21 protein-coding genes are annotated in these 23495 nt (G+C 70.5%); 9 read left to right on the top strand and 12 right to left on the bottom strand.

All coding sequences use genetic code 11. From position 1 onward, the window contains the following. Positions 1–167 precede the first annotated feature (167 nt). Both ABWI07_RS15860 and ABWI07_RS15855 read right to left on the bottom strand, forming a co-directional pair. Positions 168–806 (bottom strand): DUF4232 domain-containing protein, encoded by a 639-nt coding sequence (locus ABWI07_RS15860; RefSeq protein WP_149259858.1) that lies wholly within the window; start codon positions 804–806, stop codon positions 168–170. A 138-nt stretch (positions 807–944) separates the two neighbouring features. Next, the gene (locus ABWI07_RS15855; RefSeq protein WP_353818972.1) at positions 945–1865 is read right to left on the bottom strand and encodes an AraC family transcriptional regulator; all 921 of its coding nucleotides are present in this window, start codon (positions 1863–1865) and stop codon (positions 945–947) included. Positions 1866–2024: 159 nt separating this feature from the next. On the opposite strand from ABWI07_RS15855, the gene ABWI07_RS15850 reads away from it, so the two are divergent. Next, entirely contained in the window at positions 2025–2828 is an 804-nt protein-coding gene (locus ABWI07_RS15850) for an alpha/beta fold hydrolase (RefSeq protein WP_149259856.1), read from the top strand. A 115-nt stretch (positions 2829–2943) separates the two neighbouring features. Here ABWI07_RS15850 and ABWI07_RS15845 read toward each other — a convergent pair whose 3' ends face one another. The 4 genes from ABWI07_RS15845 to ABWI07_RS15830 form a co-directional block, all read right to left on the bottom strand. Next, positions 2944–3669 (bottom strand): alpha-ketoglutarate-dependent dioxygenase AlkB, encoded by a 726-nt coding sequence (locus ABWI07_RS15845; protein ID WP_353818971.1) that lies wholly within the window; start codon positions 3667–3669, stop codon positions 2944–2946. A gap of 28 nt (positions 3670–3697) precedes the next feature. After that, on the bottom strand, positions 3698–4927 hold the full coding sequence (locus ABWI07_RS15840; protein WP_353818969.1) for a hypothetical protein: 1230 nt from the start codon (positions 4925–4927) through the stop codon (positions 3698–3700). A gap of 133 nt (positions 4928–5060) precedes the next feature. Continuing rightward, entirely contained in the window at positions 5061–5954 is an 894-nt protein-coding gene (locus ABWI07_RS15835; RefSeq protein ID WP_353818968.1) for a CE1 family esterase, read from the bottom strand. A 20-nt stretch (positions 5955–5974) separates the two neighbouring features. Then, entirely contained in the window at positions 5975–6601 is a 627-nt protein-coding gene (locus ABWI07_RS15830) for a DUF2867 domain-containing protein (protein ID WP_149259852.1), read from the bottom strand. Positions 6602–6701: 100 nt separating this feature from the next. Here ABWI07_RS15830 and ABWI07_RS15825 point away from each other — a divergent pair, with 100 nt between their 5' ends. The 3 genes from ABWI07_RS15825 (at position 6702) to ABWI07_RS15815 (ending at position 8363) form a co-directional block, all read left to right on the top strand. After that, positions 6702–7346, top strand: a complete 645-nt coding sequence (locus ABWI07_RS15825) for a TetR/AcrR family transcriptional regulator (RefSeq protein ID WP_353818967.1) — start codon at positions 6702–6704, stop codon at positions 7344–7346. Beyond that, positions 7289–7642 (top strand): winged helix-turn-helix transcriptional regulator, encoded by a 354-nt coding sequence (locus ABWI07_RS15820; protein ID WP_149259850.1) that lies wholly within the window; start codon positions 7289–7291, stop codon positions 7640–7642. The genes ABWI07_RS15825 and ABWI07_RS15820 overlap by 58 nt, the downstream gene beginning before the upstream one ends. 70 nt (positions 7643–7712) lie before the next feature. Beyond that, the gene (locus ABWI07_RS15815) at positions 7713–8363 is read left to right on the top strand and encodes an NADPH-dependent F420 reductase (protein WP_149259849.1); all 651 of its coding nucleotides are present in this window, start codon (positions 7713–7715) and stop codon (positions 8361–8363) included. A 14-nt stretch (positions 8364–8377) separates the two neighbouring features. Here ABWI07_RS15815 and ABWI07_RS15810 read toward each other — a convergent pair whose 3' ends face one another. The 5 genes from ABWI07_RS15810 to ABWI07_RS15790 all read right to left on the bottom strand — a co-directional run bounded on the left by ABWI07_RS15810 (position 8378) and on the right by ABWI07_RS15790 (position 13435). Further along, a complete protein-coding gene (locus ABWI07_RS15810) occupies positions 8378–9370 on the bottom strand; it encodes an aldo/keto reductase (RefSeq protein WP_353818965.1) in 993 nt (330 codons plus the stop codon). A gap of 80 nt (positions 9371–9450) precedes the next feature. Next, positions 9451–10341: an RNA polymerase sigma-70 factor gene (locus ABWI07_RS15805; protein ID WP_353818964.1), complete on the bottom strand. Its 891-nt coding sequence runs from the start codon at positions 10339–10341 to the stop codon at positions 9451–9453. Between the two features lie 74 nt (positions 10342–10415). After that, the gene (locus ABWI07_RS15800) at positions 10416–11651 is read right to left on the bottom strand and encodes an alpha/beta hydrolase family protein (RefSeq protein ID WP_149259846.1); all 1236 of its coding nucleotides are present in this window, start codon (positions 11649–11651) and stop codon (positions 10416–10418) included. After that, positions 11651–12622, bottom strand: a complete 972-nt coding sequence (locus ABWI07_RS15795; protein ID WP_353818963.1) for an NAD-dependent epimerase/dehydratase family protein — start codon at positions 12620–12622, stop codon at positions 11651–11653. Before ABWI07_RS15795 ends, ABWI07_RS15800 begins: the two co-directional genes overlap by 1 nt. A 168-nt stretch (positions 12623–12790) precedes the next feature. Then, complete coding sequence (locus ABWI07_RS15790; protein WP_353818962.1) at positions 12791–13435, bottom strand: TetR/AcrR family transcriptional regulator; 645 nt, start codon at positions 13433–13435, stop codon at positions 12791–12793. A gap of 72 nt (positions 13436–13507) precedes the next feature. Between ABWI07_RS15790 and ABWI07_RS15785 the strand changes: the two genes are divergently transcribed. Further along, complete coding sequence (locus ABWI07_RS15785) at positions 13508–14653, top strand: FAD-dependent monooxygenase (RefSeq protein ID WP_353818961.1); 1146 nt, start codon at positions 13508–13510, stop codon at positions 14651–14653. Positions 14654–14693: 40 nt separating this feature from the next. On the opposite strand, the gene ABWI07_RS15780 is transcribed toward ABWI07_RS15785, so the two are convergent. Then, positions 14694–15326, bottom strand: a complete 633-nt coding sequence (locus tag ABWI07_RS15780) for a hypothetical protein (RefSeq protein ID WP_149259843.1) — start codon at positions 15324–15326, stop codon at positions 14694–14696. A gap of 299 nt (positions 15327–15625) precedes the next feature. Between ABWI07_RS15780 and ABWI07_RS15775 the strand changes: the two genes are divergently transcribed. Genes ABWI07_RS15775 through ABWI07_RS15760 form a run of 4 tightly spaced genes read left to right on the top strand, consistent with a single transcriptional unit; the run spans position 15626 to position 23359 of the window. Beyond that, positions 15626–18538 (top strand): peroxidase family protein, encoded by a 2913-nt coding sequence (locus ABWI07_RS15775; protein ID WP_353818960.1) that lies wholly within the window; start codon positions 15626–15628, stop codon positions 18536–18538. Positions 18539–18551: 13 nt separating this feature from the next. After that, positions 18552–19949 carry a hypothetical protein gene (locus tag ABWI07_RS15770; RefSeq protein ID WP_149259841.1) on the top strand — a complete coding sequence of 466 codons (1398 nt, stop codon included), beginning with the start codon at positions 18552–18554 and terminating at the stop codon, positions 19947–19949. A gap of 54 nt (positions 19950–20003) precedes the next feature. Continuing rightward, the gene (locus tag ABWI07_RS15765) at positions 20004–21713 is read left to right on the top strand and encodes a thiamine pyrophosphate-binding protein (protein ID WP_353818959.1); all 1710 of its coding nucleotides are present in this window, start codon (positions 20004–20006) and stop codon (positions 21711–21713) included. Positions 21714–21733: 20 nt separating this feature from the next. Further along, positions 21734–23359 carry a T6SS phospholipase effector Tle1-like catalytic domain-containing protein gene (locus tag ABWI07_RS15760; protein ID WP_353818958.1) on the top strand — a complete coding sequence of 542 codons (1626 nt, stop codon included), beginning with the start codon at positions 21734–21736 and terminating at the stop codon, positions 23357–23359. Positions 23360–23495 lie beyond the last annotated feature (136 nt).

The following is a 23495-nucleotide window of genomic DNA, read 5'->3' as shown; positions in this document are numbered from 1 at the left end:
CTTACACCCGCCCGCCGCATGCCGCCTGCCGGCTGCACTCCGCCATTGAGGAACACCCCTTCGCCGCACCGGCCGATATGTCACGGGGGATACGCGGACCCTAGAAGAGGTGTTGAAGACCGCGGATATGACCTGGGTCACATGCACGGTGGCCGTCGGGCCATGGATCAGCTGTAGCTGACGTTGTTCGGGCTGGGCTGGAGGGTGCCCTGGGTGAAGGTGCCGGGGCAGATGTCGCGCGGTCCGTTCTGCCAGGTCACCTCGGCGGGGAGCCAGGTGCCGGCCCACGAGACCGCCCAGCCGCCGGCGGACGGGCAGTCCGGGCTCGTGCCCCACTTCAGCCCGGCGTAGGCCGTCGCTCCAGGGCGCACGATGATCCTCATGCCGGCGTCCGGGTGGGCCTCGCGGGCGCCCTCCACAGGCGCGTAGTACGCGCCGCCCGCGCCGCCCTGCCCGAGCGGCGCCCAGCCCCTGGGGAGCAGGCAGCGCTGGTCCGACTTGTTGGACAGCGTCAGGATCGCCAGCACCTTCTCCTCGGAGTCGGACGGCTGCTCGTGCACCTCGGCGATCAGCTGCCGCGGCGTGCAGACGGCCGGGTCGCCGCCGCCCGCCTGCGGCGACGCGGGCTTCTCGCCGCCGTCGCCGGGGGAGGACGCGGAGCGGGGGACCGCCTGCCCGGTCTCGCCCGGGCTCGGTTCCAGGCCGCCCGCGTTGACGTCGATGCGGCACCCGGTGGCGGAGAGGGCGAGCATCAGCCCGGCCCCTGCCAGCGCGACGAGAGATCGGCGGCTTGTACTGTGCGTCATCTTCGGGTCCCCCACGTGAATCTTGCCTGGTCAGTGAGTGAGATGACCGAAATGTCGGATAGGTTCCAGTGGGTTTGGCCGGGGGCGGTTCCCCGATCCACTCGGCTGCCGCCCGCGGAACCGCGACGTTCGACGGGATCAGGCCTCGCCCCGGTACTCGACCGGGGTGAGGCCGTACCGCGCACGGAACGCCGCGTTGAAGGCACTGAGCGACCCGAAGCCCGAAGCGTGCGCGACGGAGCTGACGGTGCGGGCCGCCCAGGCGGGGTGCCGCAGTCTGCTCGCCGCTCGTTCGAGGCGGGCCTCCCTGATGACGGAGGCGGGACTGGTCGAGGCGCGTCGCAGCCCGTACTGGACCGAACGCAGTGACCAGCCCAGCCGCAGGGCCAGCTCGCCCGGGCCGAAGGCGGCGTCGTCGCAGTACTGGCGGGCGACCGCGCGCGCCTGGAGGAGCACGTCGTCCTCCGTGCTCGCCGTGCCGCGGGACAGCAGCCCGACGGCGGACTCCACGATGGACGCGAACGACGACCGGTCCAGCGTCGACGCCTGGGTGGAGGCTTCCCGCAGCATCGTGCGGAAGACCGCGCCCGCGCCGTGGCCGAGCTCCCACAGGACCAGGCCCGCCGAGACGGGCGCGGTCCAGAGACGGACAGGGCAGGACAGGATCAGGGCGCGCGCGTACCCGTCCTGTTCGAGCCGGAAGCCCAGCCTCATCGAGACCGCGGCGGCGGTCCCGGGCCCGATCCGGGTATGGCCCTCGCGGCCGACGACGCTGATCGAACCGGACGTCGGCAGCACGATCCGCAGGCTGTCGGCGCCGTCGCCGTCGTATCCGCTGGGCAGGCGCTCGTACGCGATCGCCGTCGACCAGAAGTCGACGAGTTGCAGGTCCCCCTGGCGCTGCACGCGGGTGCCGCCCGCGAAGCGGTCGGCGTCCCGGAAACCGAAGTCCAGCCGCCCGTGGTTCTGCGTCACGTGGTCACGCCAGAACGCGACGCGGCTCGCGCGCGGGACGGCGTCGGTGTCCGCTTCCGCTGTGACGTATCCCGGCGGGCCCATCGCTACCTCCCGGCCCGCGGCCTGCGCGCTGCCGTCAGCCGGTTGCGCGGAGCCGTAAGACCTGCTCAGGGCCACATTACTAACGTCCAACGCATGGCGGTAGCTCGGCGACAAGGCCGGGGACGGTCCCACCGCCCCACTGGACGGGAGTTGATCCACATGCGGTACGTCGAGGCCGACGGCGCCCGGCTCGCCTACGACGACAACGGCCCCGCCGATGGCGAGGTCTTCCTGCTCAGCCACTCGCTGTTCTTCGACAGCGCGATGTTCGAGCCGCTGGTGCGGATGCTCACCGGTGCGGGCTACCGCACCATCGCCTTCGACCACCGCGGCCAGGGCGCCAGCTCCCCCGCGGCCTCGATCGGCGAACTGTCGATGGACGCGCTGGCCGAGGACGCCGCCGCGCTGATCCGTGCGCTCGGCGTCGGCCCGGTGCACGCCGTGGGCAACTCGATGGGCGGGTTCGTCACGCTCCGGCTGGCCGCGCGCCATCCCCAACTGGTGCGCACGGTGGCCGCGCTCGGCTCCTCGTGCGAGGAGGAGTACAAGCTCGCCGAGTTCGCCCCCCTCGTCGAGAGCCTCGGAGAGGAGGGCGGGGCGGCCCGGGCGATCGACACGCTCCTCTACATCATGTTCGGCGATGCCAGCCTGGCCGCGGGCGGTCCGCTGATCGAGCGGTGGCGGGCGTCGATGGCGGCCCTCAAGCCGACGATCCGTGACTGCGCGTGGCAGGTCGTCCACCGCGGCCGCCTCGTCGAGGAGCTCGCCGGGTGCCGGGTGCCGGTCCTGGCGATCGCGGGCGAGGAGGACCACGCCTACCCGCAGCCGATCTCCGGCCGCAACATCGCCGAGGCGGCCGGCGGCCGGGACGAGACGGTCCGGGCCGCGGGGCACTCGGTGGCGCTGGAGAAGCCCGACGAGGTCGCCCGGCTGCTGATCGCGCACGCCGAGGGCGCGGCCTGAGCGACCGCGGGGCCGGAAGCAGCAATCCGGGTCGAGGTTCATCTCGACCCGGATTGGGCGGCGTCCTCCGATCGGTGGCCGACGGCGGGCCACCGCGCACCCGGACATGGAGGGGTCAGGCGGGCGGCATCAGGTCGCTCTCGCTGACGGTGTACGTCAGCGGGGGATAGACGAAGTCCGTTTCGTTGTTCTCGCGGCGCCGTAGCCGGTAGAACTCGCGCCTCTGCTCGTCGTCGGCCAACGTGAGGCGCGCACCCTGCGGGAGGAACGCGTGTCCGTCGCGGAACCGGACGAAGGTCTTCGACGTGCGAAAGGTTACGCCCAACCATTGGTTGTCCGTCGCCTGGGCAGGCGTGTTCAGCACGATCTTGTGCTTGAGCCGCCGGTTCGAACCGACAGAGAACGCGACGACGCTGTTGTGGCCGAGGGGGATCTCGAACTTCTCGCCGTCGGACTCCTTCGATTCGAAGATCAGCTTCCTCGGCGGGTCCGCTTCGGGACGTTCGTAGCAGGAGAAGACGGCGATGAACGATCCGTCGGCCAGATCGAGGGCCTGGTCGGAATGGCCGCCCATGGTCTTGTACGCGTTCGTGTAGCTCTCGATGAGAGCGTTGTTGAAGCCGACCGGAAGTGCCGCGCGTTCTCGGATTCGTTGCGCCAGCCGTTCGTGCACCGCCCGGAAACGCTGTGTCGGGTTGTCGTATCGAGTGGTGGTGCGTACGAGAGGCACGCCCTCCGCCTCGTCCACCTTGGTGAGCGTCGCGCCGCGCCGGCCTTTTCCGACATCTTCCAGGCGTGCCGACGCGGACAGCTCCGCGAAGAGATCATCCTCGGTCGCCAAGGTGTACGAGAGGATCTCGTCCGAGATCCTAGATCCGGGGGGCAACGTAGTCTCCCTGGTTCATGCTGAAGAGGAACTCGTCGCCGTAATCGATGAAGGACGAGGTCCTGTTCTCCTCGGCGTAAAGCCTGCGCAGCTCGTCCATGCCCGCCGGTGTGGGCGGCTCCAGCTTCACCAGCCCTTCGCCCGCTTTGAGGAACGTTTGGCCGTTCTTGTGGACGGCTTCGGCGCTCGAACAGCGCACCACGTATCCAAGGCGGGTCGGGAGCAGTTCGGCGTCCAATCCCGAGGGGCGGACCTCGTGCGTGTACAGGCGATTGGTGGACAGCGGCATGAGGAACACGGAGCCGGGATAGAGCGTCAGGCTGAACTGCGAGGGGAGCGCGGCCTCGTCGCGTCCTTCGGTCGGCTCTTTGAGGCGGAAGTTGAGCCTGGTCAGCCCACTGGCACCCTTCACGCCGTAGTCGAAGGCGTCTTCGGGCAGGGGGTGCAGCTCGTCCAGCCGGTCATAGAACGTGCAGAAGGCCATGATGCCGTTGACCGGCATGTCCTTGGTCTTGTCGGCATGCGCCGAGATCTTGGCCTTGGATTGCTTGCGCTCGGTCGTGGCGGGGGTGTTGTGGTAGATCTGAGCGAGGACGTGATTCAGCGGCGCCTGGTTCCGGAAGACGGCGGCCGCCTCCCGGTTCAGAGCCTCGACGATGTGCGTGTCGGTCGGGCGAAAGCCCTCGGTCGGCCCCGAGAGATTGGTGGAGCACCGGAGCAGGCGGAAATGCAGCTCGTCGCCTTCACGGGTGACGGGCGTCAGATAGATTCCGCTGCGACGGGCTGTCCCGGGCTTGGTGGACTCCGTCAGCGACTGGAACGCGTGCTCCGTGGAGATCCGCCCGAAGTGATCGGCTCCGGGGTCGAAGAAGCGGCGGTAGTAAACGCCGGCGCCATGCACGCGGATGGGAACTCGGCCGAGGCCGATGACGGTCCAGAGCTCGTCGATGCCCTCATCGCAACCGCGCGACAGCTCCCGGATGACGAACACCCGGGCCGCCGCACGCAGTCGGCGGGCGCTGATCCCTGACACGTCGCCGCACAAGTAGACCGTCTTCTGAGCGAGGTCGGGCGAACCGGAATCGAGGTCCTCCGGTGTGATCGGGGACCCGAAGAAATCCCTGATCGAGCCATTGCCTTGAAGCGTCGAAGGTGCGACCAGAACGTTGCTCGCATCATCGATGCAGGCCTCTGTCAGCTCTGTCGTGTGCATTGAACAGCACCTGCCATTCGCCCTCTGAGGCGCGAACCCGCAGAGTCGCCGGATGCCCGCCGATCCGTCCGGCCCATACCGTGAACTTCCGTACGGTAGAGAATGTTAGTCGGGATCACCGGCGCGAGTGGTTTCAGCGGCGTACGAGGCCGAAGAACTCCGCGACCGCCTCGGCGGTGTTCAGGCTGGAGGTTCGGCCCATGACGCGTGGGGCGGGCCGCACGCCGGGGACCGTGTGGCCCCCGGCGTGCACCGTGTAGAGCGAGACCGGTGGCGTGCCGGCTTGCCGGTAGTCCGTGGCGGTGACCGAGGTGGTTCGCGATCCGGTATGGGATCGGACACTGTGCGGCAGCTTCCGCGTCCCGGGCGGCCGGTCGATCGAGTTGCGGGCCGCGAAGTAGGCCGCGGTCTGCGGTGCCGACAGGAACCGCCCGCCGGTGTGGAACATCCACCGGGCCAATCGGTGCATCCTTCCACCGATCATTCCGCCGCCGTAGGGAACGAGCCGGTCGTCCGTCCCGTGGATCAGCAGCATCGGGAGCGGGGCGGCGGGCACGGCGCCGAGCAGGAAGTTCTCCGGCGCCGGCTGGGTGGCAGCGATGACGGTCGCGCCGGCCAGCAGGCCGGGCTCTTGGTGGACGAGCCGGATCACCATCCCGCCCCCGTTGGAGAACCCGACCGCCTGGACCTTCGAGCGGTCGATGCGGTGACTGCCTTCCAGCGCGCCGACCATGGCCGTGGCGAAGGCCACGTCGTCGACGTCCTCGACGCGTGCGCCGACACTGCTGTCGGCGCACGCGTCGTTCCATTGGCCCTTGTAACCGTCGAGGTAGGCGACCACGGCCCCTGCCGCGGTGGCCAGTGAGTCGAAGGAACCGCCGGAGAAGGCGCGGAACTTGCCGCCGCTCTGCCCGGAGCCATGGAAGACGAGGACGAGCGGGCCGCCGGGGATCGCGTCGGGAGGCGCGACCAGCGTGTAACTGCGGCGGCGCCCGGCAACATCGACGCCGCCGCGTGTGATGCGCACGTGGGGCACTGCCGTTCCCCTCAGTGTCGGGCCGTGCGGTTGCCGGCGTTCGGGACGAGGCGGTGGCGGTCGCGCCACGCGCGTTCCCATTGCCGGGTCATCTGGGGGTAGACGATGAGGTACCGGAACGGCTTGATGCAGGCCATGTACAAGCGCCCGAACGTTCCGTTGGGCTTGACGAGTGCGGCCATGCGCAACTCGTAGTCGCCGTTGTCGGCCTGCACCCATCCGAGGTGGCAGACCGTATGCACGGTCTTGTTCGCCAACTCCATGGCGTACTCGTCGTCGAGGATGTACAGCCGTTTGAAAGGAGTGCCGGGGACGGCGTGGCCGTCCCCGGCGGCGGGAAGGTCGGGCGGGAGGACCTCCCGCAGCGAGCGGACCCGCGTACCCAGGCTCTGCTTGGGCTTGTCCCAGCCGAGCAGGGCGCCGAGCTTCCAGCGGGCCGCGAACAGGGCCCGCACCGCGAGACCAGAGTTCGCGGGTCCGGCGAGCGCCTCGAGCGCGTCGAGCATCACGGGGAAGTCGTCCGGGCCGGCGCCTGGAGTGCGATACCGCCACACGTCCTCCACCCGGAAACCGGGGGTGAGTTCGTGGATCCGCCACGGGCGTGAGGTGTGTTCGGTGTGCGGGAGTCGTGGCGACATGGTCTCCTCCTCGAGGCCAAGTATACGCTGGCGTATAAAACGAGCCTAAGTTGATTTATACGGTGGCGTATAGATCATCCTCGAATGAAGTGGATCACATATGGGAACCGTTCGCACGCCACGGGGCGCGTGGATCGAGGAAGGGTTGCGGGCGCTGGCCGCCGGCGGGCCCGACGCCGTGCGCGTCGAGGCCATCGCCAAGAGGCTCGGCGTGACCAAGGGCGGGTTCTACGGGTACTTCGCCGACAGGAACGCGCTGTTGGAGGCGATGCTGGACGTCTGGGAGCGTGAGAGCGTCGACGACGTCCTGGCACGCGTGGCACACGAGGACGGCGATGCACGGGCCAAGATCAGACTCGCCGGCCGGTTGACGCTTTCAGGCGACCGCCTGCTGCCGATCGACCTGGCCGTCAGGGACTGGGCGCGACGTGACGAGGCGGTCTCCGAACGCTTGCGCCGCGTCGACAACCAGCGCATCGCCCTGGCACGCGAGTTGATCGGCACCTTCTGCTCGGACCCCGACGAGATCGAGGCCCGCAGCCTCCTGGCCTTCTGTCTGGCCATAGGCAGCCGGTTCCTCGCCGCCGACCACCCCGGCCGCACCCGGGCCGACGTCCGCGCCCGCGCCTCCGACCTCGTGTTGATGGACTCCTGGACCGGTGGGCGGGCCGTGCCTACGATTCCGGAGTGGTCGCCTATGACGTCTTCCTCGCCGACTGCCCGGCCCGCACCACGCTCGACCTGATCGCCGATACCTGGTCGGTGGTCGTCGTGGTCGCTTTGGGCCGCGGCCCGGCCCGCTACACCGAACTGCGTGAGAACGTCGGCGGCATCAGCAAGAAGATGCTGACTCAGACGCTGCGTCGACTCGGCGAAAACGGCCTCGTCGAGCGGCGCGCACTGCGGACGGCTCCGCCCGGCACCGAGTACCGCCTCACCGAGCTGGGCCGCAGCCTTCTCGAACCGCTGGCTGCGCTGTCCCGGTGGGCCGAGGACAACACCGGTGCCCTGCTCGAGGCCCGCGCAGCCGCCTCCGCGTAGGGAACCAGCTGGTTCCCCACGGCCTTCTAGCGTCTTCGGACAGAACCTCGAACCTCACAGGAGGACTGTCATGAAGATCGGTGTGCTCGGGGCCGGGATGATGACCGAAGCGCTGGCGGCCGGCTGGGTATCGGCCGGACACGACGTGCTCATCGGCGGCCGCACGCCCGAGAAGGCCGCCGACCTCGCAGAACGTATCGGCGCCCGCGCCGGAACGCTGCGCGAGGCCGCCGAGTTCGGCGACGCCGTCCTGATCGCCGTCCGCCTCGCCGGGGTGGAGGAGACCCTGCGCGCGGCCGGCGCCCCCGAAGGCTCACTCGCCGGCAAGACGGTGATCGACTGCGGTAACGCGGTCGACGTCTCCGACTTCTCGCAGGTCACCTACGAGGGCGGTGCCTCGATGGCCGAGGAGGTGGCCCGGCTGTCCCCCGGCGCCCACGTCATCAAGGCCTTCAACCAGGCGCATGCCGCCGTATGGCGGATGCGGCCGCCGGTCTTCGACGACCGGCCTCTGGCCGTCCCCTTCGCCGGTGACGAGAATGGCAAGGCCACGGCACGTGCCCTGATCACGGACCTCGGCGCGGAGCCGCTGGACGCCGGCGACATCAGGCAGGCGCGCCACCTGGAGGCCATGGCGATCGTCGTCATCCGCCTGCTCTTCTCCGGCTACGACCCGCTGTCCGTCTTCGCGTTCACCAGCCCGGGCCGCACCGGCGAATGAATCGTTGCCGGCATTCACCATCGGTGGTGGATTTGTGGGCGGATCAGTTGGTCGTAGACCTCCTGTACGGCCCTGTGCGTGTCCTGATCCAGTGGGGCCAGTGCCGCCGCGGCGGCGTTGCCGTGCGCCTGCCGGGCGTTGCGGGCACCCGGGATGACGACGCTGACCGCTTCCTGGTCGATGATCCAGCGCAGCGCGAACTGAGCCAGAGACGTCCCCTGGGGCACCAGCGGACGCAGGCGCTCCACCGCTTCCAGACCGGTGGTGAAATCCACGCCGGAGAAGGTTTCACCGGCGTCGAAGACCTCGCCGTGCCGGTTGTAGGAGCGGTGGTCGTCGGCGCCGAAGACCGTCGCGGCGGTGTACCGCCCCGAGAGCAGCCCGCTGGCGAGCGGGACGCGCGCGATGACGCCGACCCCTGCCCTGGCTGCGGCCGGCAGCACCCGCTCCAGCGGTTTCATGCGGAAGGCGTTCAGGACGATCTGGACCGTGGCCAGACCGGGGCGGGCGATGGCGGCCAGCGCCTGCTCGCAGGTGCGGACGCTGACTCCATAGGCCGCGATGGCCTGGTCGGCGACCAGGGCGTCGAGGGCGTCGAACACCTCGTCGCAGGCGTACACGGGATCTGGGGGGCAGTGCAGTTGGACCAGGTCGAGCCGTTCGACCCCGAGGTTGCGGCGCGAGCGGTCGGTCCATGCGCGGAAGTTGGCGGCGTTGTAGTTCTCAGGTTCCTGGGGCAGCCTTCGGCCCATCTTCGTGGCCACGGTCGGTTTCCGGGCTCCCGTCCGCGCGCACCACCGCAGGAACTCGCCGATGATCTGCTCGCTGCGCCCGTCCCCGTACTCGTCGGCGGTGTCGACGAAGTCCACTCCCGACTCCAGCGCCGAGTGCAGCGTGCCGAGGGCCTCGGACTCCTCCAGCCGCCCCCAGTCGGCTCCGAGCTGCCAGGCTCCGAGCCCGATCACTCCGACCCGCCTTCCGGTGCGCCCCAACATCCTGGCTTCCATGATCTTGACCTCTCTGGTCGCTGTCGTTGCGTCCTCGTCCTGCGGCGTAGCTCAGAGCCGAGGGGCACCGGTGGCCGGCATCACCAGGGAGCGCGGTGGCGTGGTCGCGGTGATGAACAGGCGGTGGTCCGGATACGGGTGAGCTTGTCGGGGTTGAGGACACCGAAGATGGCGTGGATGCGTCCGGCACGGACGTCGAAGGTCGCCAGCTGCCGCTGCCCGCCGATCACGGTCCAGATCGCCGGTTCGCCGTTGGCCTGGGTCAGGTGGACCTCCTGCAGTGGGAAGCGGGACAGCAGCCCGATCACGAACGCCAGCACGTCGTCGCGTCCGGTGATCGGGCGCAGAGCGGCACGGACCTTTCCGCCGCCGTCGTTGTAGGCGATCGCGTCCTCGGCCAGCAGCTCCGTCAGGGCGGCCAGATCGCCGTCCCGCGCCGCGGCCAGGAACCGGGTGAGGAGTTCGGCGTGATCGGAGGGTTCGGCGGTGAACCGTTCGGAATCCCTGGCCAGGTAGGCGACCGCGCGGTGGTGCCACTGCCTGCAGGTCGCGGCGGGACTGCCGAGGATCTCGGCGACCTGGTCATAGGGCAGGTCGAAGGCCTCGCGCAGTACGAACACCGCCCGTTCGGGCGGTGACAGCCGTTCCATCATGTGCAGCGTCGCGTAGGAGAGCGTGTCACGCATTTCGGCGGTCTCCAGCGGTCCGAACGCCTGGCCGTCCACCGGTTCGGGGAGCCATGGTCCGGTGTAGGCCTCGCGGGTCGCCCGCGCCGAACGCAGCTGGTCGAGGGCGAGGCGGGACACCACCGTCACCAGGTACGAGCGTGGCTCGCGGATCTGGGAACGGTCGGTTCGCAGCCAGCGCAGAAAGGCCTCCTGCACCACGTCCTCGGCATCCCACATGCTGCCCAGCAGCCGGTACGCCAGGCCCAGCAGCAGCCGCCGGTGTTCTTCGAAGGTCTCATCCACCTCGTACTCCCTCCTTGGTCGGCGGCTCGGCCGTCGAGGGCTTTCACGGGCCGGCGATGGAGCCGCCGCGACGGTCACCGCGACGCGCCCGTTCCGCCGGCGAATCGGCCGGCGATCCAGGTGAGGATGTCGGGCATGGCGCCGTCGTCGATACCGACGGTCTGACCGGGGTAGGTGTCGTGCTCCAGCCCGGGGTAGGTGCGGTAGTCGACCCTGGAGCCGGTATGGCGGAGCGCCGCGGCGACGTCGTCGGTCATCCATGCGGGTACGACGCTGTCGGCTCGGCCTTGGAGCAGCAGGACCGGCCCGGCCACGCGCCGGGTGCCGGTGCTGTTGGCCTTCAGGAAGCGGGCGAAGCGCGGCTCGGTCAACGCGCCGGGACGCACCAGCTCCGGCCCGGTCAAGTCGCGGAAGACGGCGCTCACTACGCCCAGGCAGCCGGAACGGGTGGCCTCGAGGCGATCGAGCGCCTCGGCGGTGAGCAGCCGCCGGGGTTGGATCATGGGATCGTTCACGGACGCGCCGGAGGCGATCAGGGCGATGAAGCCGCCCAGCCCGGGCCGGGCGGCGGCATGCCCGGCGATCCTGCTCAGGTTCGCGGCGGGTGAGGTCACCACCGCGCCGCGGTAGCCCCCCACGGGGCGCCACATCTGGCGTTCGGCGACGGCGAGCGCGGCGGCGCCGCCCTGGGAGTGCCCCCAGAGGACCCAACCGCGTGAAAGTGCCGGCACGGCGGCGCGGGCGGCCCGCAGTGCGTACACGACGTCGTTGGCGGCGGCCGTCTTGTCGCCGAGTGCGTGCGCGCCGTCGGTTCCAAGCCCGGCATAGTCGGGTGCGACGACGGCATAGCCCCGCGCCAGGAAACGCGCCATCTGGTCGCCGTGGTAGAGGTCCCTCATCAAGGTCGGGGCGCAGTCACGGGCCATACCGCTGGTGCCGTGGGCGTCCAGTACGACCGGCCAGCCGCCTTGCGGGGAAGTGCCGGACGGGGTCAGCACGACGGCGGCCGCGGCGACGTCCCGGCCTCTGGAGGTGCGAGAGTGGTACAGCAGACGGGTGGCGCGGGTCCCGGCGGGCACGGTGTAGCCGGTTGTGACCTGTCGCCGGATGATGGTTCCGGCCGGTGCCTGCGGCAGCGGGCTGGGCACGTCGTAGAAGGCGGTTCGAGGTAGGGCGTTGGCGCGCTGCTGCACCCAGGCGGCCTGGCACCAGTCGTCACAGACCGCGTCGGCGTGGACCGGGGTGACGATCGCGGCCGCCGACGCGAGGGCGGCCAGGGGGACGAGCAGCGCACTCGGCACAGCCTTCATCACCGGTTTCCTCGGATCGACGTCGAGGCGGACGCCCGGGCCGTTCCGCCGCCGTGTTCGGCGGCGAACCCCTCGGTCACCGACGGATGACGAGGGCGCCAGTCCAGGCGCAGCCGGGCCCGGGTGTTGGCGGCGCCGCGCAGCCGGTTCATGAACGCCACGCCCCAGGTCCCGACCGCCGGCCGGGCCAGGGCGGCGGGCGCCTTCTTCGGTGCCGGGGCGCCGAGGACGGCGGCCATCTCGGGCAGCCATCGGTGCAACGGCACGGGCTGGTCGTCGACGATGTTCACCACGCCGGCGACCTCGGGCTTGTCCAACGCGGCGGCCACGGCGGTCGCCACGTCGTCGGCGTGGATGAAGGAGAACACCGCGTTCCCGCCGCCGACCAGCGGCACCTTCCCGGCCCGCACCTGCCGGACGAACGATCCGTCCGCGGCGTAGATGGAGCCGGGCCCGTACAGGTGTCCCAGCCGCAGCACCAGCCCGTCCGCCCGAGTGGTCTGGAGTTCCAGCTCGTCCAGCGCATCCAGTACCGGCACGAACTGCTTGGGAGTGCCCGTCCGCCACAGCGGGGCGTCCTCGTCGGCCGGGCCCTCGCCGGGCTGGTAGCCGTAGGCCAACCCCTGGCTGATGATCCGGGCTCCGGGAGCCGCCTCGATCAGGTTCCGGGTGCCCTCGATGCGCAGCCGGTTTGTGGGGCCGAAGTCCCGCGCCAGGTGCCTGGGATCGATCTCGGCCGGGATCGCGGTGAGCAGGTTCACCACCGCCTCCGGCGCCGCTCGCCGGACCGCCCGCCGCATCCGGTCCCGGTCCAGCGCATCGGCGACCACCACCCGTGCACCCGCCGCCTCCAGGGCGGCGGTGTCGCTTCCCGGCCGGGCCAGACCCAGCACCTCGTGCCCCACGGCGGTCAGCAGCGGAACCAACCGGCTGCCGATCACCCCGGTGGCTCCCGCGATGAGAACCCGCATGATCACTCCCTTGTCCGTCCCGGCGGACGCCGGGCTGCCGTACTCACGGCGAACAGACGGGCCGGCCTGCCTCGGCGTGACAGTCGAGAGAGTGATCCCGATCACAGGCGGGGGCCGCAAGGCAGGCGCCCACCGTGCCGGTGCCGGCGCCCACCGGTCGCCGGCGGATCATCCTGCGCCGCGTTCCGCGCGCCCGGTGGCGGCGGTTGAGCCGGACGGGCCGGGCGTGGTGAAGGCGTGCAGGAGGTCGAGGAGTGCGGCCTTGAGTTCGGCGTGGGTGAGGGCCAGGGCGCCCGCGCCGGCGAGATGGTCGAAGATCAGGCCGTCGAGGTAGGCCACCAGCAGCGGGGCCTGGACTGCCGGGGCGGGGGCGCCGATGGCGGTGAGCATCGCTTCGGCCAGTTGTCGGGACCGTGCTCCCGCCCTGACGAGCACGGTGCGGAGCTCGGGCCTGCGGGTGGCCTCCAGGGCGAGTTCGTAGCGGGCCAGCATCCGCTCGCGTCCGGCCGTGGTCCAGTGCTCGACCAGGTGGGCCGCCGCCTCGGCCACCCCTTCGTGCCCCGGCGCGTCCGCGCCTGACAGTGCGGGCCGGGCGGTGAGCTCGGCGGTGTCCACCTGTTCGAGCCGCTCGACCGCCGCCTGTAGCAGCGCCTGGCGGGTTCTGAAGTAGTAGGAGCAGGAGCCTTCGGGCAGGCCCGCCGCCTTGTCGACCGCCCGGTGGGTGAGGCCCCGCATGCCGGCCTCGGCCAGGGTCGTGATGGCCGCGTCCGCGAGCTCCTCGCGCCTGGAGGGGGGCGATGTGTTCTCCGTCACTGTCTCTCCCGTTCCTCTCTACAAATGTAGAGTAGCTGATGTCCGCTACAGGTGTAGAGAGAGGGGTAGGCGATGGGTGAGCAGCGCACGGCGATCGTCGTCGGCGGCGGCATCGGCGGGCTGGCGGCGGCCGTCGCCCTGTCCGGCCGGGGTTGGCGCGTCGAAATCCTGGAGCGGGCGCCTGAGTTCCGCGAGGTCGGCGCCGGGTTGTCGGTGTGGTCCAACGGCGTGCGCGCCCTGGCCGCGCTCGGCGTCGGGGAGCAGGTCAGGACGCGGGCCATGAGCGAGACGCAGGCGGGCATCCGCGATTCGTCGGGCAAGTGGCTGTCGCGCACCGACACCGAGGAGATGACCCGCCGCTACGGCCCGCTCGTCATGATCCACCGCGCCGACCTCCTGGCGCTGTTGCACGAAGCGGCGTCCGGCGCCGCCCTGCGAACCGGGGTCACGGTCAGGGGAGTACGGGCCGCCGGGCGGCACGTCGAGGTCGCGCACGACTCCGGCGTCGCCCGCGCCGACCTGGTCGTCGGAGCCGACGGCATCCGCAGCGCCGTCCGCCGTTCACTGTGGCCGCAGGCCCCCGAACCGCGCTACGCCGGCTACACCGCCTGGCGGCTGCTCGTCGACCCCGGCGCACGGCTGCGCGCGGGTGGCGAGAGCTGGGGCCGCGGCGAACGGATGGGGCTGGCCCCGCTGCCCGACGGGCGGATCTACATGTTCGGCGTCGCCGGCACGCCGGCGGGTGAGCGCAGCCCGGACGGGGAGCTGGCCGAGCTGCGGCGCCGCTTCGCGGGCTGGCACGATCCGATCCCGGCGCTGCTGGACCAGGCGGACGAGGACGCCGTGATGCGAAACGATCTGTACGAACTGCCGCCCTTGAAGACCTTCGTCTCCGGCCGGACCGCCCTGCTCGGCGACGCCGCCCACGCGATGACCCCCGACCTCGGACAGGGCGCCTGCCAGGCACTCGAGGACGCCGTCACACTCGCGGCCCTCCTGGACCGCCACCCGACGGTCGAGGCCGCGCTGGACGCCTACGACCGGGAACGCCGCCCGCGCAGCCAGATGATCGCCCGACGCTCGCGCCGCGTCGGCGCCGTCGCCCAATGGAGCCGCCGCCCCGCGGTCGCCCTGCGCAACCGGGTCATGGGCCTGACCCCACCGAGTGCGATGCTCCGCTCCCTCGCCCCCGTCCTGGACTGGCGTCCCACCAGTTGAACGGGGTGCCGCTCGGCGCGGCGACGGCGAATGGCCGGCGTCACTCGTCCGAACCGTCGACAACAGCGTTCAAGTCATCCACCTCGGTCTCACCTGACTTCCAGAAGCGCCGCAGCGGTCCGCAGCAGTACCACACCAGGAAGCCGGCCACCGCGCACATGACACCGGCCATCGGCACGTCGCCTTTGCTGAGCAGGACGATCCCCCCGATGGCCATGGCCAGCGTCATTGGCACCAAGAGGACCAAGGCGAGCACGGCCCCGAACCGCCGCATGCTGTGCAGGGTGTCTTCGGCGGCGCCCCGCACCGCCTGTCTGACTGCGTGATCCGCATGCGCGGAGGGCGGGGACGCGTCGGGGTATCGCATCCCGCCGTCCCGGGGAGCGGACGGAGGCGCAGGGGCCTCGGGCAGCCCCTGCGGACGCAGGGATTCGTCGGGGCCCGGAGTGTCGAGCGCAGGCCGAGCAGGCGGGTCCGGCTGGGCAGCGGCCGGTACCCGCGAGGGACTGGCCTTACCCAGCAAGGCGCGGAAGCCCTTCCAGGTGAAGGACGCCGCGCCGAACCACAGAGCCAGTTTCCCCAACAGATCCGGCCACCAGAACCAGGCCACCAGGGCACAGAGCCCGGCCAGCCCGAAGAGTGCAAGGCCGAGAGATATCCGGTCTTTTGCCATGTATTCCACTCCAGGACATCAGGAGTCTCCCAGTTGGGACGTACGGCGGCTGCCCGCAGTTCCGCCGACCGACGAGTTCGTGTGCGCGGGCGTTCTGGCGCCGTCGAACCCCGTGCACAGTTGCTGGCGTATGCCGGCCTTTGGGTAATGCGGTGGAGGTCTTTAGTTTAAATGTGCATCTAAAGGATGATTTCCAGGATCTTGCCGTAGTGTTATTCGAATCCGTTTCGCCGCATGTGAGGATCGGCGTTGACGAAAAGGGGAAATTCCGGCTCGATGAGATGATCGGCGGCGGGCGGATGTACGAGACCGAGCGGCACGAGCGCACTGTGGGAAAGGCTCCCCCGGCGGGCGGGTACGAGCGCTACGTGGGAGGGGGCCCCGAGGTCGAGCGGGTGCTCTTCGAGAAGCTCGCCCGCGACATCATGCGGGTCCAGTTGAAGATCAAGAAGCGCGGCGGCGCGGCGGGGATCGAGCGCGCCTTCCACGCCAAGGCGATCCTCGGTGTCGAGAACGCCAGGCTGACGTTCCGTCCCGATCTTCCCGACGACCTGTGCGCCGGCTTCGCGCGGCCCGGCGCCTCCTACCCGGTCGTCGTCAGGCTGTCCAACGCGGGCGGCGCGCGGCAACCGGACTTCGCGCCGGACCTGCGCGGTGCGGCACTGCGGATCCAGGCGGGCCCCGACGAGGCCCATGACCTCCTCATGACGAACTACCCGGTCTCGCACGCGCGGAACGCGCGCGAGTTCGTCGCGTTCGCGCAGGCGATGGCGGGCGCGAACACCCGTCTGCGCAAGGGCGTGGCGCTGTTCGTGAAGTTGCCCGTGGCGGTGGGATGGTCCACCGCCACGCGCATGCGGCGGAACGTGACCGCGGGCGTCCGGCACAGGGTGCGGAGCCTCGCGATGGAGACGTACTGGAGCCGCGGTGCGATCCTGTGGGGCGACGCCGGACCGGTGCGCTACCGGCTCCGGCCCTCCGCGGGAGCGGCGCCGGCGCCTCCACCGTCGCAGACCGATCCCGACTACCTGACGCGCGAGATCTCGGCACGGCTGGCCGGGGCGGACATCAGCTTCGAACTGGCCGTGCAGCGTTACGTGGACCCCCGGCGGACGCCCATCGAGGACGGCGCCGCCGACTGGGCGGACGAAGACGCACCGCCCGTCGTGGTGGGGACGCTGACGATCCCGAGGCAGGACCTCGACACCGCGGACGCGCGCACCATCGCGGCCCGGGTCGACGAGCTCGCGTTCGACCCCTGGAACACCACGGACGAGTTCCGGCCGCTCGGCAACATGAACCGTGCCCGCAAGGCCGTGTACGAGGCGTCCAGCGCCCATCGCCGGGGGCTTCGGTTCAGCACGCCGACCCCGAAGCGCAACGCCGTCGCCGCGGGGCTCCTCCAGGCCGGCTTCCGCGTGCTCAACAAGCGCGTTCCCTGGCACAGGCTGCCCACGCCGGCGGGCCTCCTCAACCTCGAAGCCGTCCGGCAGGAGTTGCGCCGCCGCAACCTCATCGACGTCGAGGCCCGCGAGGCCCCTCCGGACGCTCACCCCGTGCCCCCGCCCGTCGATGAGCGAATGCGGGTCAGGCGCAGCTACGACGGCAGCTGCAACGACCTTTCGGCGCCGACGATGGGCGCCGTCGGCTCACCCTTCGGCCGCAATCTCGCCCCCGTCTACCAGCCGCATCTCTTCGACGAGCCCAACCCGGTGGCCGTCAGCAGGGAACTGCTCCACCGCAGGTCCTTCATCCCGGCACGGTCGCTGAACATCATCGCCGCCGCGTGGATCCAGTTCCAGGTGCACGACTGGGTCGCGCACAAGCGGTACGCGAGCGGGACGAAGAACGTCGAGGTGCCGCTGCCTCCCGGCATGACATGGCGCAACAGCCCGGGCGGAGAGGCGGAGAACGTGATGCGCTTCGCGGACAACGAGGGCGTCCAGCCCGGCGGACCGGCGGCCGGGCAGCCGCCGATCCTGTTCTCCAACACCGCCTCCCACTGGTGGGACGGCTCGGAGGTCTACGGCGGCGACGAGACCATGGCGCGGTCCCTCCGAGAGCCGGACGGGGGCGCCGCCCTGCGCCTGGAGAACGGCCATCTGCCGAGCGGCGCGGACGGCATCCCGCTCACCGGCTTCAGGGAGAACTGGTGGCTCGGCCTCAGCGCCATGCACACCCTCTTCGCCCGCGAGCACAACACCGTGTGCGACGCCCTGCGGAGCGAGTACCCCCGCATGGACGAGGAGAGCATTTACCACACCGCGCGGCTCATCGTCTCCGCCCTCATCGCCAAGATCCACACCATCGAGTGGACCCCGGCCATCCTCGCCACCGACCTGATCGAGATCGGGCTGACGGCCAACTGGTCGGGCCCGCCGCGGAACTGGCTGACCCGGCTGGGGCTGTGGCTGGTCGACGAGCACGCGCTCACCGGCATCCCCGAGACGCTGCCGGACCACCACGGCACGCCCTACTCGCTCACCGAGGACTTCGTCACCGTCTACCGGATGCACCCGCTGATCCCGGACGACTTCGAGCTGGCCGGGCACGGATCCGGCCGGACGCTCCGCACCCTGGGCTTCACCGATCTCCAGGGCAGCGCCACCGAGGGTGTCATGCGCGACGTCGGGCTGACGGACTCTCTCTACTCGCTCGGCATCGCCAACCCGGGTGCCATCACCCTGTACAACTACCCGCGCGCACTGCAGGCGTTCGAACGGGACGGCGAGGTGATCGACCTGTCGGTCGTCGACCTCGTGCGCACCCGCCGGCGCGGGGTCCCCCGCTACAACGACTTCCGGACCGGCCTGCACAAGCCCCGCGTCCGGCGCTTCGAGGACGTGAGCACCGACCCGGAGACGGTGGCCCGGCTCCGGGACCTGTACCGGACGGTCGACGAGATCGACACCATGGTCGGCCTCTTCGCCGAGAATCCGCCCGAGGGCTTCGGCTTCAGCGACACGGCCTTCCGCGTCTTCATCCTCATGGCAAGCCGCCGGCTGCAGAGCGACCGGTTCCTCACCGTCGACTTCCGGCCTGAGATCTACACGCCGCTCGGCATGGACTGGATCGAACGCAACGGCATGACGAGCGTCATCCTGCGCCACTGCCCCGAACTGGCCGCCGTCCTGCCCAGGACCGCCAGCGCGTTCGCGCCCTGGCGGCGGGCCGCCGCGGACGGGTCCGCGCCCGGCGTCCGGCACGGCTGAGAGGGAGAGCGACATGTCCGTGGATCACCTGACCGGTCACCGGGGCCTGGAGGCCCTCCGATCCCAGCCGGTGCTGGAGACCATCTGGAGGCGGCGGACCCACCGGGTCAGCCGGGGCGCCGACGTCCCCGCCGGTTCGATGAGCTACCGCTCCCCGCACCGGCCGATGCCGCTGGAGGAACTGGAGGAGGCGGTGCTGATCGCGCTCACCGGCTGCTCCGGCCTGACCATGCCGGACCGCCTGTTCGAGGACCCGCGGGACGGGACGTCGATCATGGCCAAGCCGAACCTCACCATGGCCGGGCGGACGGCGGGCAGCCCCGACAACGCGCAGGGCACCCACTTCTTCATGATCAATGACACCGGCACCTACTACCTGCGGAAGCTGCCGCCCGCCCCGGACCGGCCGTTCGACGCCGCCGCGCTGGTCGAGCGGGCGCGCGAGGCCAAGGTGAAGGTCCTGGACCACCGGCTGGACGTCGCGGAGGGCAAGCGCGACTTCCCGGCCTATCTGGATTCCAACCGCTTCCTGTCCAACATTCCGGGAACCACGGTCTTCCTGCCGGTCGTCGACCTCTCCCACCAGTACATCAACGCGCTGATGTATCTGCTCACCCAGCCGGACGGGGCCAGGCCCGTCATCCTCGACGACCGCAATTTCCACCGCCCGGCGGGCGTGCGGAAATGGGTGCGGAACGGCTTCCTGAACCCCGACATCAAACTGACGCTCGGCGCTCTGGGGCCGATGCGCACCCAGATCGAGGCCGACCTGCTCCTGCAGAACATGATGCTGGTCTCGGACGCGATGGGCCTCGGCGCCTGGATCCACGCCACGATCCACCCGCTCATCGCGCTGGGCGATCCGAAGTTCTCCCGCACCTACGGCCGGATGCTGGGATTCGACTTCGTCACGCCGCGCTTCCGTCCGGCCGATGTCCTGCGCTGGCACATTCCCCTGCCGAAGTACGCCTCAGCGCGTTCCCATCCGATCGGGCTGAGGGTCGGCGGAGAGCACCTCATCAAAGCCGCCTGCCCGCCCAACTACCCGTCCATGCGGAAGGCGGTCGACGCCGTCGTCGCGGCGAAGTTCGGACCGGACGGCGTCTACGCCGACAAGGACCTCTTCGCCCGCATCTACAAGGGCGACTACGGGCAGCGGTACCTGGCCGAGGCGAGCGCGTACGACCAGCGGGTGATCGACTGCGCGCGCGACGTCTGTACGTACATACACGACACGCACGGGCGGTTCCCGGCACATGCTGACGCCATTTACGTGCCCGGCGTATGGCTGCAAACGCACCATATCGAGGCCGAATACTACGAACGCTTCTTCAGGAACGGGACGACCGACGCGCACGCCCGGCATGCGGAGCGGTGGCACGGCACGCCAGGTGACGGGCGGCCCGCGTGAATCGGCGCGGGCGGCCCGCGGTCGCGGCCGGCTGACGGAAGGGGGACGGGGACGATGCGGGTCTACGAGGCCATCGTCGAATGCCTGGAGGACATCGGCGTCGGCGCCGCTTTCGGCGGTGCCGGGGAGAACGCCGCCGGTCTCATGCTGGCGCTGAAGCACTCGGATCGGATCAGGCCGGTCATCGCACGGCACGAGCAGGCCGCGTCCTTCATGGCGTGCGGGTACGCAATGTACACCGGCAGGCTGGGCTTCTGCTTCGCCACCGCCGGGCCCGGGGCCTTCAACCTGTTCTCCGGCCTGGCCGTGGCGCTGTCCGACTCCTACCCCGTCCTCGCCGTCTCGGGATACGCCTCCCGGCACTGGCAGGGGTGGGGGTCGCTCAACGAGACCTCCGGCCTGAACGGGACGCCGGACTCGCAGGCCATGTTCGCGGCCACCACCAAGAAGTCGTTCCTGCTCACCGATGCCGCCGATACCTGCGACGTGGTCGAGGAGGCGGTGAACACCGCGTTCGCCGGGCGACCGGGTCCGGTGCACATCCACGTGCCCGAGGATCTGACCGAACGGGGGGCGGAGGTCGAGAAGACCCGGCCCGTCCGGCTCGACGTCGCGCCCGTGCTTCCCGACCCGTCCCGCGTGGAGGAGATCGCAACCGTCCTGGCGGACGCGATCGCGGACCGCAGGCGCATCGTGGCGCTGGTGGGGTTCGGCGCCGTGCGGAGCGGGGCGGGGAAGGAGGTCAGGCGGCTCATCGAGCGGTTCCAGATCCCGCTGCTGACCACGCTCGACGGCAAGGGCATCGTGTCCGAGGGGCACCCGCTCTCGGTGGGCGTCTTCGCCGACAGCGGCCATGCGAGCGCCTGGAAGGCGTTCCGGGAGGCCGACGTCGTGCTGTGCATCGGCAACTCCCTCAACCAGCACGCCACGTTCAACTACCGCCCGGACCTGTTCGACGGCAAGACGCTCATCCACGTGAACATCAGTGACGTCGAGTTCCGCAAGGCGTTCAGGCCCGACCACGAACTCCTGTCCGACGCCCGGCCGGCGGTGGCGGCCCTGACCGACGCCCTGGAGGAGAAGGTGGGCGAGGTGCCGGCCGCCGAAGTCGACGGCAGGGACTGGGAGGCGCGGCACATCGTCCACCTGACCGGGAAGATCCATCCCGGGGAGCTCGCGCAGGCGATCGGCCGGATGCTGCCACCGCGCGCGATCCTGCTCGCCGACGCCGGCGCGCACCTGGCCTGGCTCGGCTACTACGTGGAGCTCGAGGACGGCCAGAACTTCCGCAAGGCCGGCTCGTTCGGACCGATGGCCGGGCACGTCAACGGGGCCATCGGGGCGAAGCTGGCGCAGCCGGACCGGACCGTCGTCGTCGGCTGCGGCGACGGCTGCTACTCGCTGTCCGGCTTCGAGCTGATGACCGCGGTCGAACAGGACGTCCCCGTGATCTGGATCATCTTCGACGACCGGGAGTTCAAGCTGATCAAGATCTTCCAGGTCGCCACCTACGGCGAGTCCGGGCTCGTCGAATTCGAGAATCCGGACTTCGCCGCGTACGCCCGGGCATGCGGCGCCGACGGATACCGCGTGGAGACGCTGGAGGAGTTCGAGGAAGCGTTCAGCGCGGCGCTGGCCTCGGGCCGCCCCACGGTCATCGACGCCGCCATCACCCGGTGGGCCGTTCCGCATTACAGCCCTTCGCCCGAGGGCGTGATCGCCGGAATGGTCGAGCTCTTCGAGAAACGCTTCCGCGACCGATGATGCCATTTACGGAGGACGGCATGCGTCATCTCATCGTGTGCTGCGACGGCACATGGAACACGCCGGAGATGGATTCCGTCACCAACGTGCGACGGCTGTACAACGCCCTCGACCGCACGGACGAGGATGGTCACCGGCAGTTGTCCTGCTATCAGCCGGGTGTGGGCACGTTGCGGAACAGGCTGCTGGGAGGCGCGTTCGGGCTGGGGCTGTCGGACAACGTGCTGGAGGCGTACCGCTGGCTGGTCGGCGAATACCGCCCGGACGACCGCATCTGGCTGTTCGGCTTCAGCCGCGGCGCGTACACGGCCCGCAGCCTCGCCGGCATGATCTCGGCCTGCGGGCTGATCGACCCCACCGCGCTGGACGAGGCGGCAGTCCGCGGGAGGATCCAGCACATCTACGATCACGGCTACCGGAAGCGCGGTACCGGCCGGCGATGGCGGCAGGGCCTGGCCTTCCAGTACGACCCGGACGACCGGGAACGGATCCCGGTGCACTTCGTCGGAGTGTGGGACACCGTCGGCTCGCTCGGCGTCCCCGACTACCTCGGCTGGCTCAACCTGCTCGACCCGTCCCGAGGTCATGACTTTCACGACCTGAAGCTCAACCCGTACATCAAGCACGCGCGGCACGCGGTGGCGATGGACGAGCGCCGAGGCCCCTACGTCCCGACACTGTGGGCCGAGCCGTTCACCAGCGGGCAGGACGTCAAGCAGGTGTGGTTCCCGGGCAGCCACAAGGACGTGGGCGGCGGCCACCCTCGCACGGGCCTGAGCGACGGTGCGCTCCAGTGGATGATCGACGAGGTCCGCGGCGGTGAGCTCCCGCTCGGCTTCCGCAGGACGATGCTGGACCAGATCCGGCCCGATCCCCTCGACCTTCTGCACGACGACGACCGCGGCATGATCGCGGTCGCCCAGCCCTTGGCCGACCTCAGACTCCGGCCGCTGCTCGAGATCGCGCTTCAGCCGCGGCCGCGCGCGGTTCCCAAGATCGACCCGAGCACGCGTGACCCGGACGTCCACCGGTCGGTGTACGACCGGCAGCGGACGCCGCACATCACGACGGGGCCCTACCGGCCCACCAGGGTCCTCACCCCAGGGCGCCCGGAGACCGTCGAGGTGTTCGCCGGCGAGCCGTGGAACGAGACCGGGCTCTATCTGGAGGCCGGTGAGTACGACTTCACCGCCGAGGGCACGTGGCTGGACGGCGGCATCGTGTCGAGTCCCGCCGGCACCGGCGGATTGCGCCGCTTCAACCCGCTGACCGAGCGCCTCCGCCTCGCGAGAACCCTCCTCGGCGGGGTCGAGCGGCTCTTCCGTGCGGCGACCGGGAACCGGGCGGCCCACTCGATCGGGGCACGCCGCGAGGTGAGCCTTCCGTGGATGTCGCTCGTGGGAGTCGTCGCCAACGACGCGGTGAGCGTCAAGGGCGAGATCACCGACCATGAACGCATACCGATCGGCGCGGGGACGCGGTGCCGGGTGCGCAAGGGCGGCTACCTCTACACGTTCGCCAACGACGCCTGGGGGTCCAGCGGCAACAACCGGGGGAGTGTGCGTCTCACGGTGGCCATGGTCCTCGCGGGCCGCGGCGAACGCGCCGTGAGTCTCGCCGGGCTCGCGCCGGGGCGTGCGCCATAGCCATGGCCGGGAAACGGCCGGAGCACGCTAGTGACCGGCATCATTGTGCTCGCTGTGCGGGCGCCGGGCCCGCAGGAGGCGAACGTCCCGTCCGGGGCGAGCCCTTCGTCTCTCGCGGAACCGCCCGGCCCGAGCT

This window comes from Actinomadura sp. NPDC000600 (genome assembly GCF_040492135.1).
Lineage (GTDB): Bacteria > Actinomycetota > Actinomycetes > Streptosporangiales > Streptosporangiaceae > Spirillospora.
This window is presented reverse-complemented; position numbering and strand designations above follow the sequence as displayed.